Raw genomic sequence first — 15,095 nt, forward strand, 5'->3', positions numbered from 1 at the left:
TCAACATGAGTCTGTTTCCCGTTATCGTGGTGTTCGGTCTGTCGTTCCCACCGATATTTTTCGAGCTTCTTTTATCACTGGCGATCTTCTGGCTGGTGCGCAAGGTGCTGGTTCCTACCGGGATCTACGATTTCGTCTGGCACCCTGCATTGTTCAATACCGCGCTGTATTGCTGCCTGTTCTACCTGATATCGCGCATGTTTGTCTGAGGTTGATGTGAAAACGCTAACAAGAAAAATCTCCCGCACCGCCATCACCATGGCGCTGGTTATCCTCGCGTTCATCGCTATTTTTCGCGCCTGGGTCTATTACACCGAATCACCGTGGACGCGTGACGCGCGTTTTAGCGCCGATGTTGTGGCGATCGCCCCCGACGTGGCCGGTCTTATCACGGCGGTTAACGTCCACGATAACCAGCTGGTGAAGAAAGACCAGGTGCTGTTCACCATTGACCAGCCGCGTTACCAGAAAGCACTGGAAGAAGCGGAAGCGGATGTCGCCTATTACCAGGCGCTGGCTGCGGAGAAACGCCGCGAGGCGGGCCGCCGTAACCAGCTGGGGGTTCAGGCGATGTCCCGGGAAGAGATCGATCAGTCTAACAACGTGCTGCAAACCGTGCTGCATCAGCTGGCAAAGGCGCAGGCGACGCGCGACCTGGCGAAGCTCGATCTGGAGCGTACCGTGATCCGCGCACCTGCCGATGGCTGGGTCACCAACCTGAATGTCTATGCCGGGGAGTTTATCACCCGCGGTTCAACCGCCGTGGCGCTGGTGAAACAAAACTCATTCTATGTGCTTGCCTATATGGAAGAGACCAAACTGGAAGGCGTTCGTCCGGGCTACCGCGCAGAGATCACGCCGCTTGGCAGCAACCGCGTCTTTAAAGGTACCGTAGATAGCGTTGCGGCTGGCGTCACCAACTCCAGCAGCTCCAATGATGCGAAAGGGATGGCGACGGTTGATTCCAACCTGGAATGGGTGCGCCTGGCCCAGCGTGTGCCGGTACGTATTCATCTGGACGAACAGCAGGGCAACCTGTGGCCTGCGGGCACAACCGCGACGGTGGTGATCACCGGTGAGAAAGACCGGGACGCCAGCCAGGACTCTATTTTCCGTAAAATCGCCCATCGTCTGCGCGAGTTTGGTTAATCGCTATGGGGATCTTTACTATCGCCAGCCAGCACATTCGCTTCGCCGTGAAGCTGGCGAGTGCCATTGTGCTGGCGCTGTTTGTCGGCTTTCACTTCCAGCTGGAAACCCCCCGCTGGGCGGTGTTAACGGCGGCGATTGTCGCGGCTGGCCCGGCATTCGCGGCAGGTGGGGAGCCTTATTCCGGGGCGATCCGCTATCGCGGAATGCTGCGTATCATCGGGACGTTTATCGGCTGTATCGCCGCGCTCACCATTATCATTTTGATGATCCGCACGCCACTGTTAATGGTGTTGGTGTGCTGTATCTGGGCGGGCTTCTGCACCTGGCTCTCCTCTCTGGTGAAGGTCGAAAACTCTTACGCCTGGGGGCTGGCGGGTTATACCGCACTGATTATTGTCATCACCATTCAAACCGAACCGCTGCTCGCGCCGCAGTTTGCCGTGGAACGCTGCAGTGAGATCGTGATTGGTATCGTCTGCGCAATTGTTGCTGACCTGCTTTTCTCCCCTCGCTCCATCAAACAGGAGGTGGATCGCGAACTGGATGCGCTGATCGTCTCCCAGTATCAGCTGATGCAGCTCTGCATCAAGCACGGTGACAGCGAAGAGGTGGACAAAGCCTGGAGTGGACTGGTTCGCCGCACGCAGGCGCTGGAAGGGATGCGCAGTAACCTTAACATGGAGTCCTCGCGCTGGGCGCGCGCCAACCGTCGTCTTAAAGCGATCAATACCGTCTCCTTAACGCTGATTACCCAGGCGTGCGAAACCTACCTTATTCAGAACACCCGCCCGGAATCGGTTACCGATACCTTCCGCGAACTGTTTGCCGAGCCGGTGGAAACGGTGCAGGACGTACATAAGCAGCTCAAACGCATGCGGCGGGTCATTGCCTGGACCGGAGAGCGCGACACACCGGTGACCATTTATACGTGGGTTGGCGCCGCGACGCGCTACCTGCTGCTGAAACGGGGCGTGATCGGCAATACGAAAATCAGCGCGGCGGAAGAGGAAGTCCTGCAGGGTGAAGTGGTGATCAAGGCGGAATCGGCTGAGCGCCACCACGCGATGGTCAACTTCTGGCGTACCACGCTTGCCTGTATGCTCGGCACGCTGTTCTGGCTGTGGACTGGCTGGACCTCCGGCAGCGGCGCGATGGTCATGATTGCTGTCGTCACGGCGCTGGCAATGCGTCTGCCCAACCCGCGTATGGTCGCTATCGATTTCCTGTACGGCACGATTGCCGCGTTACCGCTTGGCGCGCTCTATTTCCTGGTGATCCTCCCGTCCACGCAGCAGAGCATGTTGCTGCTCTGTATCAGTCTTGCGGTGATGGCATTCTTTATCGGGATAGAAGTGCAGAAGCGCCGTCTGGGATCGCTCGGTGCCCTCGCCAGTACTATTAACATTCTGGTGCTGGATAACCCCATGACGTTCCATTTCAGCCAGTTCCTCGACAGCGCCCTGGGTCAGCTGGTGGGCTGTTTCCTGGCGATGATGGTGATTCTGCTGGTGCGCGACAATTCCCAGGCGCGAACAGGTCGCGTGCTGTTGAACCAGTTCGTTTCGGCGGCTGTCTCCTCCATGACCACCAACACTGCGCGCCGTAAAGAGAACCATCTGCCTGCGCTCTATCAGCAGCTGTTTTTACTGTTGAATAAGTTCCCTGGCGACATTGCCCGCTTTCGTCTGGCGTTAACCATGATCATTGCGCATCAGCGTCTGCGTAACGCACCGGTGCCCATCAACGACGATCTGTCGGCATTCCACCGCCAGTTGCGCCGTACCGCGGACCATGTGCTTTCCGCCTCCAGTGATGACAAACGACGCCGTTACTTTAAGCAGTTGCTGGAAGAGCTGGATGTCTACCAGGAGAAGCTCAGGGTCTGGGAAGCACCTCCTCAGGTGACAGAGCCGGTAGCGCGGCTGGTGTTTATGCTGCACCGCTACCAGAATGTCCTGACGGATAACTGACTGAAGTAAAAAACCGACGCTAAAAGCGTCGGTTTTTTTGTGGCTATACTTATTTCTGCAGGCTCTTACATTCAGAAAGGGAGGACACATGACTACCCAGGCGCTTCAGGACCACATTCTTTTTCAGACCGGTTATCTGGTTAACGGCATATGGAAACCGCTGGACACGACGTTTGATGTGTTGAACCCGGCCACCGGTGATGTTATCGCCAAAGTGGCGAAAGCCGGTAAAGCAGAAACCGAAGAGGCGATTGCCGCCGCCGCGAAAGCCTTCCCTGCCTGGCGGGCCAAAACCGCGAAAGAGCGCTCGACCATTCTCTATCGCTGGTATGAACTGATTATTGAGAATAAAAGCTGGCTTGGTCGGTTAATGACCACCGAACAGGGCAAACCCCTGAAAGAAGCTGAAGGCGAGGTGGAGTACGCCGCCAGTTTTATTCAGTGGTTTGCCGAAGAGGCCAAGCGCGCTAACGGTGAAATTATTCCGCCGATCAAACCGGGCTCCCGCATTCTGGCTACCCGTGAGCCTGTGGGGGTGGTGGCGGCAATTACGCCGTGGAACTTCCCGATGGCGATGCTCACCCGTAAGCTCGGCCCGGCGCTGGCCGCGGGGTGTACCGGGGTCATCAAACCGGCAAACAACACCCCGCTCAGCGCATTTGCGCTGCTCACGCTGGCGAAACAGGCCGGTGTGCCGGATGGGGTCCTCAACGCCGTGGCCGGTAATACGCATGAGATCAGCGACGCGATTATGGCGAGCCACGAGGTGCGGAAAATCTCGTTTACCGGCTCCACTTCCGTCGGCAAAACGCTGGTGCGTAACGCCGCGGACACCATGAAAAAAGTTTCGATGGAGCTGGGGGGGAATGCCCCGTATATCGTGTTTGAAGATGCGGACATCGATGCTGCCGTCAAAGGGGCAATCGCCAACAAATTCCGTAATGCCGGACAGGTCTGCGTCAGCGTTAACCGCTTCTATATTCAGGAAACCGTCTACGACAAGTTTGTGAACAAACTGGCCGATGCGGTGAACGCGCTGAAAGTGGGAAATGGTCTGGAAGACGGTGTAGTCGTAGGCCCGCTGATTGAACCCTCCGCGGTGAACAAAGTGCGCGAGCATGTGGAAGACGCTGTTGCCCGGGGGGCGACGGTCCTGGCGGGCGGTAAACCACACCCGCTTGGCGGCAATTTCTGGATGCCCACCGTGCTTGGCGACTGTCATGAAGGCATGAAACTGGCGGAAGAAGAGACGTTTGGTCCCGTTGCCGCCTGCTTCCGTTTCACTTCTGAAGATGAAGTCATCCAGCGCGCCAACAACACGCCTTATGGTCTGGCGGCTTACTTTTATACTCAGAATCTGTCGCGCGTTTTCCGCGTCTCGCAGGCAATCGAAAGCGGGATGATTGGGATTAATGAGTGCGCCGTTTCCACGGAGCTTGGACCTTTTGGTGGGGTAAAAGAGTCTGGCCTGGGTCGAGAAGGGTCCGTGCTGGGGCTGGAAGAGTATCTGGAAGTCAAAACCCTGCATATCGGGGGATTATAATAGACAGGGCGGCATCTGCCGCTCGCCTGGACTGAGTGGCTGGCAATGAAAACCTATACCTTTGATTTTGACGAGATCGACAGTCAGGAAGACTTCTATCGTGAATTTATCCGGGCGTTTGATCTGGAACGGGAAAGCGTCACGAATCTGGATATGCTGTGGGATGTGGTGACCGGCAGTCAGCTGCCGTTACCGCTGGAGATAGAGTTTATTCATCTGCCCGATAAGCTGCGCAGACGATTTGGGGCGCTGATTTTATTGTTTGATGAAGCAGAAGAAGAGCTGGAAGGGCAGTTGCGTTTCAACGCGCGCCATTGATTACGCGAAAAAAAGCCCCTGACCAGCGAGACCAGGGGCAAGTCGTATGATGAGATACGACGAGGGTTTATTTATACAGTTCTGCCGTAGCGTGCCAGTGGTCACCCTGATTCAGTTCGGTGACGCGGTAGCTGCTGGCGCCTGCTTTTTCAGCTTTTGCAGCCAGCTCCTGACGGATATCCATCGGAGAGCCGGTGACGGACGTTACGGAAACACTACCCATAGACTGCAGATTTTGCGCCTGCTCGGTATTCACCTGCTGGACGGCTGCGCTTGCGCCGAAAGAGAGAACCGATGCCAGACCGAGGGTTGCGATGATTAATTTGGTTTTCATAGTCTTTGCTCCTGAAGAGGTTTTTGCTCAACGGCGAGAAGGGTTGAACTGCTATTTTTATGCCTGGTGCCGTTGAGTGGAGATAGTCGTCTTCTGTTATTACTAAAACTTATTTATACAGCTCAGCGGTAGCGTGCCAGTGGTCACCGGAACGCGCTTCAATGATGCGATAGGATGATGCACCTTGTTCTTCCGCTTTTTTGTTCAGCATCTCATGCATGTCCATTGGAGACGTGCCGATTGCGCCGACAGAAACCGTACCGATAGCCTCACGGGATTGCGCCTGATCGGCATCAATGGAATCTGCTGCGAAAGCACCGAATGACAGGACAGACAGGACGCTCAGCGCCGCTACAGTTGTTTTGATTTTCATGATTTTTACCTCGTCGAATTTTTTAGTGGGGTCTTTGTTTCGTGACCCTCATCACAAAATCAAGTATACACTAATAACGGTAAAAATTAATACCAGGCTAATTGTTTCATGGGTAATTACGTGTTAAACAGCGCAATTTTTATAACCTAATGGCATAATGTTGGTCATTTTCTGTTCGCGTTGGCGTGTTATATCTAAGTAAATCATATGGATAAATGATTTTGATATTTTGTGCGATTCTTTGATTTATCATTCACTGGCTGAATGTTAATGAGTGGTAAAAAGCACTATTTGTTAAATTGAGGACAGGAGAAAACAGGGGAAAACGCAGCGGGGGCAGAATGAACCCCGTAGCGACGCTACGGGGAGAGATGATTACAGCTCCTGTTCGAACAGAACCAGGATCGCCTCGTGGAGATCTTTCACCGAAAAGCCGTTGGCTGGCGTGGTAAAGATGGTGTCATCACCGGCGATGGTACCGAGAATCCCTTCCGTTTTACCCAGAGAGTCCAGCATGCGGGCAATCAGCTGTGCGGCACCAGGGCTTGTGTGGATCACCACAACGGCATCGTTGTGGTCGATATCCAGAACCAGATTCTTCAGCGGGCTGGAGGTTGTCGGCACGCCAAGTTCAGCTGGCAGGCAATAGACCATCTCCATTTTGGCGTTACGGGTACGCACCGCGCCAAATTTGGTCAACATACGGGAGACTTTCGACTGGTTGATATTGTCGAAGCCTTGTTCCTGCAGCGCCTGAACAATTTCTCCCTGAGAACTAAATTTCTCTTCTTTGAGTAGCGCTTTAAACGCCTTTACTAATTCTTCTTGCTTAGACGAGCTTCGCATAAGTCACCCGGAATATGACGATAGAAACAACATTATTATGCATGTGGATGAATTTTTATGCAAATTATCTACCAGGCAGTAGCCTGAAATAATGTTATGAAAGGGAGTGATATTATCAGATTTCGTTATCGGAAAACATGCCTGGGTCACGCCACGCAAATAAGCTTAAAAGTAAATTAAATGTTATCAAAATGATGTTGTTTTGGTGGCGTGGCAGGGTGTATTGTAACCACCTCTTAATTCGTTGCCGTCTGTTGTCAGAAAGTCTTCTGGGAAGAGAGAAAGTCGCGTGACCTCAAATTCTTTAGCTACGAAAATTGTAATTAATTACCTGCTGAATTAAGGTCGCCGCAACGGATTTACAGATACTTAAGTTAACCATAATAAGGAGTTTAGGATGAAAGTCGCAGTCCTCGGCGCTGCTGGTGGTATCGGCCAGGCGCTTGCCCTACTACTGAAAACCCAACTGCCTTCAGGCTCAGAACTCTCCCTGTACGACATTGCTCCGGTAACCCCAGGTGTGGCGGTTGACCTGAGCCACATCCCGACCGCTGTTAACATCAAAGGCTTCTCCGGCGAAGACGCACGTCCTGCGCTGCAGGGTGCTGACGTTGTGCTGATCTCCGCCGGTGTGGCGCGTAAGCCTGGTATGGATCGTTCCGACCTGTTCAACGTCAACGCAGGCATTGTGAAAAACCTGGTGCAGCAGATCGCTGAAGTGTGTCCGAAAGCGTGCATCGGTATCATCACTAACCCGGTGAACACCACGGTCGCTATTGCGGCAGAAGTGCTGAAGAAAGCAGGCGTTTACGACAAGAACAAGCTGTTCGGTGTGACCACGCTGGATATCATCCGTTCTAACACCTTCGTGGCTGAGCTGAAAGGCAAGCAGCCTACGGAAGTTGAAGTGCCGGTCATCGGTGGTCACTCTGGTGTGACGATTCTGCCGCTGCTGTCGCAGATCCCAGGCGTAAGCTTCACCGAGCAGGAAGTGGCTGACCTGACCAAACGTATTCAGAACGCAGGCACCGAAGTGGTGGAAGCGAAGGCGGGTGGCGGTTCTGCAACGCTGTCTATGGGCCAGGCGGCTGCACGTTTCGGTCTGTCACTGGTTCGCGCGCTGCAGGGCGAGAAGGGCGTGGTTGAATGCGCTTATGTTGAAGGCGATGGCGAACACGCGCGCTTCTTCTCCCAGCCGCTGCTGCTCGGTAAAAATGGTATCGAAGAGCGTAAGCCAATTGGCACGCTGAGCGCGTTTGAACAAAACGCGATGGAAGGCATGCTGGACACGCTGAAGAAAGATATCACGCTGGGCGAAGAGTTCGTTAACAAGTGATCTTGTCCCGGTAAAAAAAACGGAGCGCTACGCTCCGTTTTTTATGCCCGTCAGTTGGTGGCCGGGTATTCCTGAATGGTCACATGCAGCGTCAGTTTCTTATCGTTGCGCATGACTTCAACCGGGATGATGGAACCCGGGCGAATTTCTGCCACCTGGTCCATCGTCTCAAGCGCAGAGACCGCCGGTGTGCCGTTGACCGACAGAATGACATCATTAACCTGAATGCCCGCATTGGCAGCCGGTCCACCAGGCGCCACTTCGTTAACCACAATCCCCTGAATCTGATCGATCCCGCCACCCTGCGTATGCATAGGGGCAATTTCGCGACCACCAATCCCGATGTAACCGCGGATCACGCGACCGTCCCGGATCAGCTTGTCCATAATTTTGGTTGCCAGCTGGAACGGAATGGCAAAGCCGATCCCTTCCGGCGTCTCGCCATCGTTGCTTTTATCGAAGGAGAGGGTGTTGATACCCATAAGCTCGCCCAGCGAGTTGACCAGCGCGCCGCCGGAGTTCCCGTGGTTGATGGAGGCATCGGTTTGCAGGAAGTTCTGCCGTCCCGATGGGTTCAGACCGATGCGACCTGTGGCGCTGATGATCCCCTGGGTGATGGTCTGCCCCAGGTTGTATGGGTTACCGATAGCCAGAACCACATCGCCAATGTGCGGAGTGCGTTTTCGGTTGATCGGAATCACCGGCAGCCCGCCGGTGGCGTTGATTTTCAGCACGGCCAGATCGGTCAGGCTGTCAGAGCCGACAAGTAAGGCCTCAAACACGCGGCCATCCTGAAGTGCGACGATGATCTGGTCAGCATCGTTGATCACGTGCTTGTTGGTAATGATGTATCCGCGATCGTCCATAATCACGCCGGAGCCGAGGGTACGGATCTCCAGCTGGTTATGGGCTGAACTGTTAAGACCACGGTTGTAGACGTTCACCACTGCGGGTGCGGCACGGCGAACGGCCTGATTATAGGTGGCAGGCGTTTCATCCGCGCTGTCAAACTGGGGAGCCGACAGCTTGTTGAACTGGCGTAAAGACGGCATGGCCGCTAACAGCAGGCCCGCAACAATCAAACCGATGGCAATGGAACGAAAGAGCTTTAAAAGCATGATGCGCGTGTCGTTAAAAAAGGAACGGTTTGCAGCATAACATGAGTTATCCCGGACATCACACGCGGCGGTGATACCCGGGATAGCAAATGCTTAGCGCAACAGAATATAGATAGATTCGTTGCCGCGCATAATTTGCAGGGCAATGACCGTTGGTTTACTTTCCAGCACCTTGCGCAGCTCAGCGATAGACTGCACGCGGGTGCGATTCACGCCGATGATCACATCATCCTGATGCAATCCCGCCTGCGCGGCAGGGCTGCTCTTCTCTACGGTATCGATGCTGATGCCTTTGGTGCCGTCTTTAAGCTGCCCGTCGCTGAGGGTCGCGCCCTGCAGTGCCGGGGCGATAAGCTCCGCACTGGCGGAGGAAGAGGTGCTCTTGTCCAGCGTCACTTCCACATTCAGCGGTTTGCCGTCACGAATCAGGCCCAGCTTCACTTTGGCGCCCGGTTCGGTGGTGGCGATACGTGAGCGCAGCTCTGCAAAGCTGCTCAGTGGCTTATCATTCAGGCTGACGATCACATCACCTGATTTAATGCCCGCTTTTGCCGAGCCGGAATTGGGCAGCACTTCACTGACGAACGCACCGCGCTGCACGTTGATGTTGAACGCTTTTGCGATATCGGCGCTCATCTCCATCCCTTTGATGCCCAACAGGCCGCGTTTGACTTCACCAAACTGGATAAGCTGCTGTGCCAGCGTTTTGGCCATATTGCTGGGAATGGCAAACCCGATCCCGATACTGCCGCCACCTGGCGCGAGGATTGCTGTGTTAATACCAATCAGCTCGCCGTTAAGGTTCAGCAGCGCCCCGCCGGAGTTCCCGCGGTTAATTGAGGCATCGGTCTGGATAAAGTTTTCCAGGCCTTCAAGATTCAGGCCGCTGCGCCCCAGCGCGGAAATGATCCCGGAGGTCGCCGTTTGTCCTAAACCAAAGGGGTTGCCCACGGCAACAGCAAAGTCGCCGACGCGCAGTTTGTCGGAGTCGGCGATGGCAATCTGGGTCAGATTACTTGGGTTTTGCACCTGCAACAGCGCGATGTCGCTCTGGTCATCGCCGCCGATCAGTTTGGCATCAAATTCCCGACCATCATTCAGCTGCACGCTGATTTTATCGGCCTGGCTGATAACGTGGTTGTTGGTCAGAATATAGCCTTTGGCCGCATCAATGATGACGCCTGAGCCCAGCCCTTCAAAAGGCTGAGCCTGCTGGTCGGGCGACTCATCGCCAAAATATTTTTTCAGTTCTTCAGGTACGCGCTGGCTTTGCACGGCAGTGCCTTCTACCTGCACGCTGACTACTGCAGGCAACACTTTTTCCAGCATGGGTGCGAGGCTCGGAATCGCCGTCTGGCCCGGCACCTGCGAGGGAAGGGCGGCAAAGGCAGGGAAGGACGCCGAGAGAGATAACCCGACACTTAACGCTAACGCGCTCAACAGCTGGTTCTTTTTCTTCATCGATGCTGACTCTCGTAACCTGGAGTAAAGGAAAAAACGGGCCCAAAAACACGTTGATGTTATTGAATTTTAAACCGCTGAACAATGAGGTGTTTAACTAAATAATAGCTGGGGTCAGGAAGAAAGGACGGGCGCAATCGCTGCGCCCGTAAAATAATTTCAGGTTGTGTGATTAATCGCGCTTAACACCACCGCGCAGCAGGCCGGACGCGCCATCAGAATAGTCGCGAGGCATCTGAACAGGGGCCTGATCGTTACCGGCCTCAGAGTCTGCCAGACGGTTGCGGAACGGGTTGGTTTCCGCGGTCATTTCCGGCAGCAGGCTGCTGGAGCTTTTTGCCATGTGCTGATACAGCTGGCGGTAGTCGGTCGCCATGTTGTCCAGCAGCTCAGCGCTACGGGCAAAGTGGCTGACCAGCTCTTCGCGGTACTCTTCCAGCTCGGCTTTGTTCTTTTCCAGTTCGTATTGCAGTGACTGCTGCTGACGCAATTTGCGATTACCGAAACGCATGGCCACAGCACCGATCACGATGCCGACGACTAAACCGATTAGCGCATATTCCCAGGTCATGAACTTCTCCCGTTGTCTTGTTGTTCCGTAGGGTGTTGGCTCGGCTCCTGCCTGTGCCTGATATTGCCACTATAACCGCTATTTCTGCAGAAGTGGAATCCTGACGTATCATCGCGTAGTGTAGAACGGCCTTTTTTTCATCAGTCACGCCTGCTGATGAGGTTTAATTGAAGGAATAACAACAAGATTATGCAAAACCTGTCCCCCGCATCGCGATATCAACTGGCCCTGGACGAGGGCTCACATCAGCCGGATGACGTTCAACGTGAAGCGGTTAACCGTCTGGATACCCTTTTCCATGAGCTTACGGCAAAACCTGCGGAAGCAGGGCAGAGCGGTGGGCTGAAGGCGGCATTGAGCCGGCTGCTCGGAAAAAAAGAGCCACAGGCTAACGCTCCGGCACGCGGTTTATATATGTGGGGCGGTGTCGGTCGCGGGAAAACCTGGTTGATGGATCTGTTTTATCAGAGCCTGCCGGGTGAGCGTAAACAACGCCTGCACTTCCACCGCTTTATGCTGCGAGTACATGAAGAGTTAACGGCGCTGCAGGGCAAAAGCGATCCGCTGGAGATTGTGGCTGACAGGTTTAAAGCTGAAACGGACGTCCTCTGTTTCGATGAGTTTTTTGTTTCGGATATCACCGATGCCATGCTGTTGGGCGGCCTGATGAAAGCGCTGTTTGCCCGCGGCATCACGCTGGTCGCCACCTCGAATATTCCGCCGGATGAGCTGTATCGTAACGGCCTCCAGCGGTCGCGTTTCCTGCCTGCCATTGATGCCATCAAACAGCATTGTGACATTATGAATGTTGATGCGGGCGTGGATTACCGTTTGCGCACGCTGACTCAGGCGCACCTGTGGCTCTCACCGCTGAATGCCGAGACCACCCGCCAGATGGATAAACTGTGGCTGGCGCTGGCGGGGGCAAAGCGCGAAAACGCCCCGACGCTGGAGATTAACCATCGTCCGTTGCCCACGCTCGGTGTTGAAAACCAAACGCTGGCGGTCTCTTTTGCGACGCTGTGCGTGGATGCCCGCAGTCAGCACGACTACATCGCTCTTTCGCGCCTGTTCCACACGGTGATGCTGCTGGATGTACCCGTCATGACACGGCTGATGGAAAGCGAAGCGCGACGCTTCATTGCGCTGGTGGACGAGTTTTACGAACGCCACGTCAAGCTGGTGGTGAGCGCCGAGGTGCCTTTATATGAGGTGTATCAGGGGGAACGTTTGAAGTTTGAGTTCCAGCGCTGCCTGTCGCGCCTGCAGGAGATGCAAAGCGAGGAATACCTGAAGCTGGAGCATATGCCTTAAATGCTACCCTCTCCCCGTGAGAGAGGGGCTGGGGGTGAGGGCACCGGACCGCAAAAACTCGCCCCCCGAAAAACCCATTCCAAATCACATTTAAGGGTCGATCTTTGACCTCAACTTCTCTATAATCTTGCGACCCCACGTTACGAGAAGGTTTTTTTCCCGAAACTTTCTATGTGTCGGCATGAGCTATTCGAAGGGGTAGGTTTGCCGGACTTTGTCGTGTGAACCTCAACTGACTAAACGTTTGGGTGTTCACCAACGTGTAACTTATTATTTGGGTAAGCTTTTAATGAAAACTTTTACAGCTAAACCAGAAACCGTACAACGCGACTGGTATGTTGTTGACGCGACCGGTAAAACTCTGGGCCGTCTGGCTACTGAACTGGCTCGTCGCCTGCGCGGTAAGCACAAAGCGGAATACACTCCGCACGTTGATACTGGTGACTACATCATCGTTCTGAACGCAGAAAAAGTTGCTGTAACCGGCAACAAGCGCGAAGACAAAATGTACTACCACCACACTGGCCACATCGGTGGTATCAAAGAAGCGACCTTTGAAGAGATGATTGCTCGCCGTCCTGAGCGTGTGATTGAAATCGCGGTTAAAGGCATGCTGCCAAAAGGCCCGCTGGGTCGTGCTATGTTCCGTAAACTGAAAGTTTACGCAGGTAACGAGCACAACCACGCGGCACAGCAACCGCAAGTTCTTGACATCTAATCGGGATTATAGGCAATGGCTGAAAATCAATACTACGGCACTGGTCGCCGCAAAAGTTCCGCAGCTCGCGTGTTCATCAAACCGGGCAACGGTAAAATCGTAATCAACCAGCGTTCTCTGGAACAGTACTTCGGTCGCGAAACTGCCCGCATGGTAGTTCGCCAGCCGCTGGAACTGGTTGATATGGTAGAAAAACTGGATCTGTACATCACCGTTAAAGGTGGTGGTATCTCCGGTCAGGCAGGTGCGATCCGTCACGGTATCACCCGCGCTCTGATGGAGTACGACGAATCCCTGCGTTCTGAACTGCGTAAAGCTGGCTTCGTTACTCGTGACGCTCGTCAGGTTGAACGTAAGAAAGTGGGTCTGCGTAAAGCACGTCGTCGTCCACAGTTCTCCAAACGTTAATCATTTTCTGCTCACGCAGAACGATTGGCGAAAAACCCGCTTCGGCGGGTTTTTTTATGGGTAATGCTCAGGTTATCCACATTATCAATGCATATATCTCCTCTTTTTCCGCATTTCCAGAATCCCCTCACCACAAAGCCATCAAAATCTGGTAAACTATCATCCAATTTTCTGCCCAAATATCGGTGAATACTCGATTTTTGTTCGATTCTTGAACAATGTGTCTTCTCTGGGATGGGCGCTACATCATCTGGCTGGCCCCACCGGGCCGGTAGCAGTAAAAATTCTGAATATACCTGGAGGTTTTCATGGCTGTCGCTGCCAACAAACGTTCGGTAATGACGCTGTTTTCTGGTCCTACTGACATTTATAGCCATCAGGTTCGTATCGTGCTGGCCGAGAAGGGTGTCAGTTTTGAGATCGAGCATGTGGAAAAGGATAACCCACCTCAGGATCTGATCGATCTCAACCCGAGCCAAAGTGTACCAACGCTGGTGGATCGCGAGCTGACCCTGTGGGAATCCCGTATCATTATGGAATACCTGGATGAGCGTTTCCCGCATCCACCGCTGATGCCTGTTTACCCTGTTGCGCGTGGCGAAAGCCGCCTGTACATGCAGCGTATCGAGAAAGACTGGTACACGCTGATGAACGTGATCGAAAACGGCTCTGCTTCAGAAGCAGACGCTGCACGTAAACAACTGCGTGAAGAGCTGCTGGCGATTGCCCCTGTGTTCGGCCAGAAACCGTTTTTCCTGAGCGATGAGTTCAGCCTGGTGGACTGCTACCTGGCACCGCTGCTGTGGCGCCTGCCGACACTTGGCGTTGAATTCAGCGGCCCGGGCGCAAAAGAGCTGAAAGGCTATATGACCCGCGTCTTTGAACGCGACTCCTTCCTGGCATCCTTAACTGAACCGGAACGTGAAATGCGTCTCGGCCGAGGCTAATGACTGTGGAAATGTCACAACTTTCACCACGCCGTCCGTATCTGCTGCGCGCCTTCTATGAATGGCTGCTGGATAACCAGCTCACGCCGCACCTGGTTGTGGATGTGACGTTGCCGGGCGTGCTGGTTCCGATGGAATACGCGCGTGACGGACAGATCGTTTTGAACATTGCCCCCCGTGCGGTGGGTAATCTTGAACTGGCGAACGACGAAGTGCGTTTTAACGCGCGTTTCGGCGGCGTACCACGTCAGGTTTCCGTGCCGCTGGCCGCGGTGCTGGCTATCTACGCGCGGGAAAACGGCGCGGGTACGATGTTCGAGCCGGAAGCGGCTTACGATGAAGACGTTGCCAGCCTGAATGAAGACGATGCAACCGGGGAGCGAGACAGCGACACGGTGATGTCGGTTATTGACGGCGACAAACCTGACCGCCAGGATGAAAACGATCCTGATGACGATCCGCCACCACGCGGCGGGCGTCCGGCTCTCAGAGTGGTAAAATAAGCGTCATCCATTATAAAATCCAGCCCTCCTCAGTCGGCTGGATTTTTTTTGTCGATGTAAAGATTAAGCGCCTGTTGAACGAATATTTTTTCTATGTATAGATTTGTACAAAATTAAGACAGTGCAATGCTTTATTCTATATGACAGAAATTTTGGAATACAAAGCCAGCGAAAATAAATCAT

The 15,095-nt window shown here is 54.0% G+C and carries 17 protein-coding genes; 11 read left to right on the forward strand and 6 right to left on the reverse strand.

The window, feature by feature from the left end:
* The first annotated feature begins 5 nt into the window (after positions 1-5).
* The 5 genes from aaeX to M8370_RS16290 all read left to right on the forward strand — a co-directional run bounded on the left by aaeX (position 6) and on the right by M8370_RS16290 (position 4,983).
* The gene (gene aaeX / locus M8370_RS16270; RefSeq protein WP_003860416.1) at positions 6-209 is read left to right on the forward strand and encodes a p-hydroxybenzoic acid efflux pump operon protein AaeX; all 204 of its coding nucleotides are present in this window, start codon (positions 6-8) and stop codon (positions 207-209) included.
* Positions 210-216: 7 nt separating this feature from the next.
* On the forward strand, positions 217-1,149 hold the full coding sequence (gene aaeA / locus M8370_RS16275; RefSeq protein WP_013098978.1) for a p-hydroxybenzoic acid efflux pump subunit AaeA: 933 nt from the start codon (positions 217-219) through the stop codon (positions 1,147-1,149).
* Positions 1,150-1,154: 5 nt separating this feature from the next.
* Positions 1,155-3,122: a p-hydroxybenzoic acid efflux pump subunit AaeB gene (aaeB, locus tag M8370_RS16280; RefSeq protein ID WP_013098977.1), complete on the forward strand. Its 1,968-nt coding sequence runs from the start codon at positions 1,155-1,157 to the stop codon at positions 3,120-3,122.
* An 88-nt stretch (positions 3,123-3,210) separates the two neighbouring features.
* Positions 3,211-4,665, forward strand: a complete 1,455-nt coding sequence (locus M8370_RS16285) for an NAD-dependent succinate-semialdehyde dehydrogenase (protein WP_013098976.1) — start codon at positions 3,211-3,213, stop codon at positions 4,663-4,665.
* 45 nt (positions 4,666-4,710) lie between these two features.
* On the forward strand, positions 4,711-4,983 hold the full coding sequence (locus tag M8370_RS16290) for a barstar family protein (RefSeq protein ID WP_013098975.1): 273 nt from the start codon (positions 4,711-4,713) through the stop codon (positions 4,981-4,983).
* 67 nt (positions 4,984-5,050) lie between these two features.
* On the opposite strand, the gene yhcN (M8370_RS16295) is transcribed toward M8370_RS16290, so the two are convergent.
* From yhcN (M8370_RS16295) to argR, 3 genes are all read right to left on the reverse strand, one after another.
* Positions 5,051-5,317, reverse strand: a complete 267-nt coding sequence (yhcN, locus tag M8370_RS16295) for a peroxide/acid stress response protein YhcN (protein WP_013098974.1) — start codon at positions 5,315-5,317, stop codon at positions 5,051-5,053.
* 109 nt (positions 5,318-5,426) lie between these two features.
* Positions 5,427-5,690: a peroxide/acid stress response protein YhcN gene (yhcN, locus tag M8370_RS16300; protein ID WP_250021388.1), complete on the reverse strand. Its 264-nt coding sequence runs from the start codon at positions 5,688-5,690 to the stop codon at positions 5,427-5,429.
* 375 nt (positions 5,691-6,065) lie between these two features.
* On the reverse strand, positions 6,066-6,536 hold the full coding sequence (gene argR, locus M8370_RS16305) for a transcriptional regulator ArgR (RefSeq protein WP_013098972.1): 471 nt from the start codon (positions 6,534-6,536) through the stop codon (positions 6,066-6,068).
* Between the two features lie 397 nt (positions 6,537-6,933).
* On the opposite strand from argR, the gene mdh reads away from it, so the two are divergent.
* Positions 6,934-7,872: a malate dehydrogenase gene (gene mdh / locus M8370_RS16310; protein WP_020687375.1), complete on the forward strand. Its 939-nt coding sequence runs from the start codon at positions 6,934-6,936 to the stop codon at positions 7,870-7,872.
* A 50-nt stretch (positions 7,873-7,922) separates the two neighbouring features.
* On the opposite strand, the gene degS is transcribed toward mdh, so the two are convergent.
* The 3 genes from degS to zapG form a co-directional block, all read right to left on the reverse strand.
* On the reverse strand, positions 7,923-8,990 hold the full coding sequence (gene degS, locus M8370_RS16315; protein ID WP_013098970.1) for an outer membrane-stress sensor serine endopeptidase DegS: 1,068 nt from the start codon (positions 8,988-8,990) through the stop codon (positions 7,923-7,925).
* A gap of 93 nt (positions 8,991-9,083) precedes the next feature.
* Entirely contained in the window at positions 9,084-10,451 is a 1,368-nt protein-coding gene (gene degQ / locus M8370_RS16320) for a serine endoprotease DegQ (protein WP_013098969.1), read from the reverse strand.
* A gap of 172 nt (positions 10,452-10,623) precedes the next feature.
* Entirely contained in the window at positions 10,624-11,022 is a 399-nt protein-coding gene (gene zapG, locus M8370_RS16325; protein WP_008502832.1) for a Z-ring associated protein ZapG, read from the reverse strand.
* A 189-nt stretch (positions 11,023-11,211) separates the two neighbouring features.
* Here zapG and zapE point away from each other — a divergent pair, with 189 nt between their 5' ends.
* From zapE to sspB, 5 genes are all read left to right on the forward strand, one after another.
* Positions 11,212-12,336, forward strand: coding sequence for a cell division protein ZapE (gene zapE / locus M8370_RS16330; RefSeq protein WP_250021390.1), 1,125 nt, complete (start codon positions 11,212-11,214; stop codon positions 12,334-12,336).
* A 289-nt stretch (positions 12,337-12,625) separates the two neighbouring features.
* Positions 12,626-13,054 (forward strand): 50S ribosomal protein L13, encoded by a 429-nt coding sequence (gene rplM, locus M8370_RS16335; RefSeq protein ID WP_013098967.1) that lies wholly within the window; start codon positions 12,626-12,628, stop codon positions 13,052-13,054.
* A gap of 15 nt (positions 13,055-13,069) precedes the next feature.
* A complete protein-coding gene (rpsI, locus tag M8370_RS16340) occupies positions 13,070-13,462 on the forward strand; it encodes a 30S ribosomal protein S9 (RefSeq protein ID WP_000829818.1) in 393 nt (130 codons plus the stop codon).
* 308 nt (positions 13,463-13,770) lie between these two features.
* Positions 13,771-14,409 carry a stringent starvation protein SspA gene (gene sspA / locus M8370_RS16345; RefSeq protein ID WP_013098965.1) on the forward strand — a complete coding sequence of 213 codons (639 nt, stop codon included), beginning with the start codon at positions 13,771-13,773 and terminating at the stop codon, positions 14,407-14,409.
* Between the two features lie 5 nt (positions 14,410-14,414).
* Positions 14,415-14,912 carry a ClpXP protease specificity-enhancing factor gene (sspB, locus tag M8370_RS16350; protein ID WP_013098964.1) on the forward strand — a complete coding sequence of 166 codons (498 nt, stop codon included), beginning with the start codon at positions 14,415-14,417 and terminating at the stop codon, positions 14,910-14,912.
* The last annotated feature ends 183 nt before the right edge of the window (positions 14,913-15,095 follow it).

This window comes from Enterobacter cloacae complex sp. OE43NF, assembly GCF_023544405.1.
Lineage (GTDB): Bacteria > Pseudomonadota > Gammaproteobacteria > Enterobacterales > Enterobacteriaceae > Enterobacter > Enterobacter cloacae.

Coding starts and splice junctions, on each gene's coding strand:
- aaeX (WP_003860416.1), top strand. CDS start 6: ATGAGTCTGTTTCCCGTTATCGTGGTGTTCGGTCTGTCGTTCCCACCG.
- aaeB (WP_013098977.1), top strand. CDS start 1,155: ATGGGGATCTTTACTATCGCCAGCCAGCACATTCGCTTCGCCGTGAAG.
- M8370_RS16285 (WP_013098976.1), top strand. CDS start 3,211: ATGACTACCCAGGCGCTTCAGGACCACATTCTTTTTCAGACCGGTTAT.
- M8370_RS16290 (WP_013098975.1), top strand. CDS start 4,711: ATGAAAACCTATACCTTTGATTTTGACGAGATCGACAGTCAGGAAGAC.
- yhcN (WP_013098974.1), bottom strand. CDS start 5,317: ATGAAAACCAAATTAATCATCGCAACCCTCGGTCTGGCATCGGTTCTC.
- yhcN (WP_250021388.1), bottom strand. CDS start 5,690: ATGAAAATCAAAACAACTGTAGCGGCGCTGAGCGTCCTGTCTGTCCTG.
- argR (WP_013098972.1), bottom strand. CDS start 6,536: ATGCGAAGCTCGTCTAAGCAAGAAGAATTAGTAAAGGCGTTTAAAGCG.
- mdh (WP_020687375.1), top strand. CDS start 6,934: ATGAAAGTCGCAGTCCTCGGCGCTGCTGGTGGTATCGGCCAGGCGCTT.
- degS (WP_013098970.1), bottom strand. CDS start 8,990: ATGCTTTTAAAGCTCTTTCGTTCCATTGCCATCGGTTTGATTGTTGCG.
- degQ (WP_013098969.1), bottom strand. CDS start 10,451: ATGAAGAAAAAGAACCAGCTGTTGAGCGCGTTAGCGTTAAGTGTCGGG.
- zapG (WP_008502832.1), bottom strand. CDS start 11,022: ATGACCTGGGAATATGCGCTAATCGGTTTAGTCGTCGGCATCGTGATC.
- zapE (WP_250021390.1), top strand. CDS start 11,212: ATGCAAAACCTGTCCCCCGCATCGCGATATCAACTGGCCCTGGACGAG.
- rplM (WP_013098967.1), top strand. CDS start 12,626: ATGAAAACTTTTACAGCTAAACCAGAAACCGTACAACGCGACTGGTAT.
- rpsI (WP_000829818.1), top strand. CDS start 13,070: ATGGCTGAAAATCAATACTACGGCACTGGTCGCCGCAAAAGTTCCGCA.
- sspA (WP_013098965.1), top strand. CDS start 13,771: ATGGCTGTCGCTGCCAACAAACGTTCGGTAATGACGCTGTTTTCTGGT.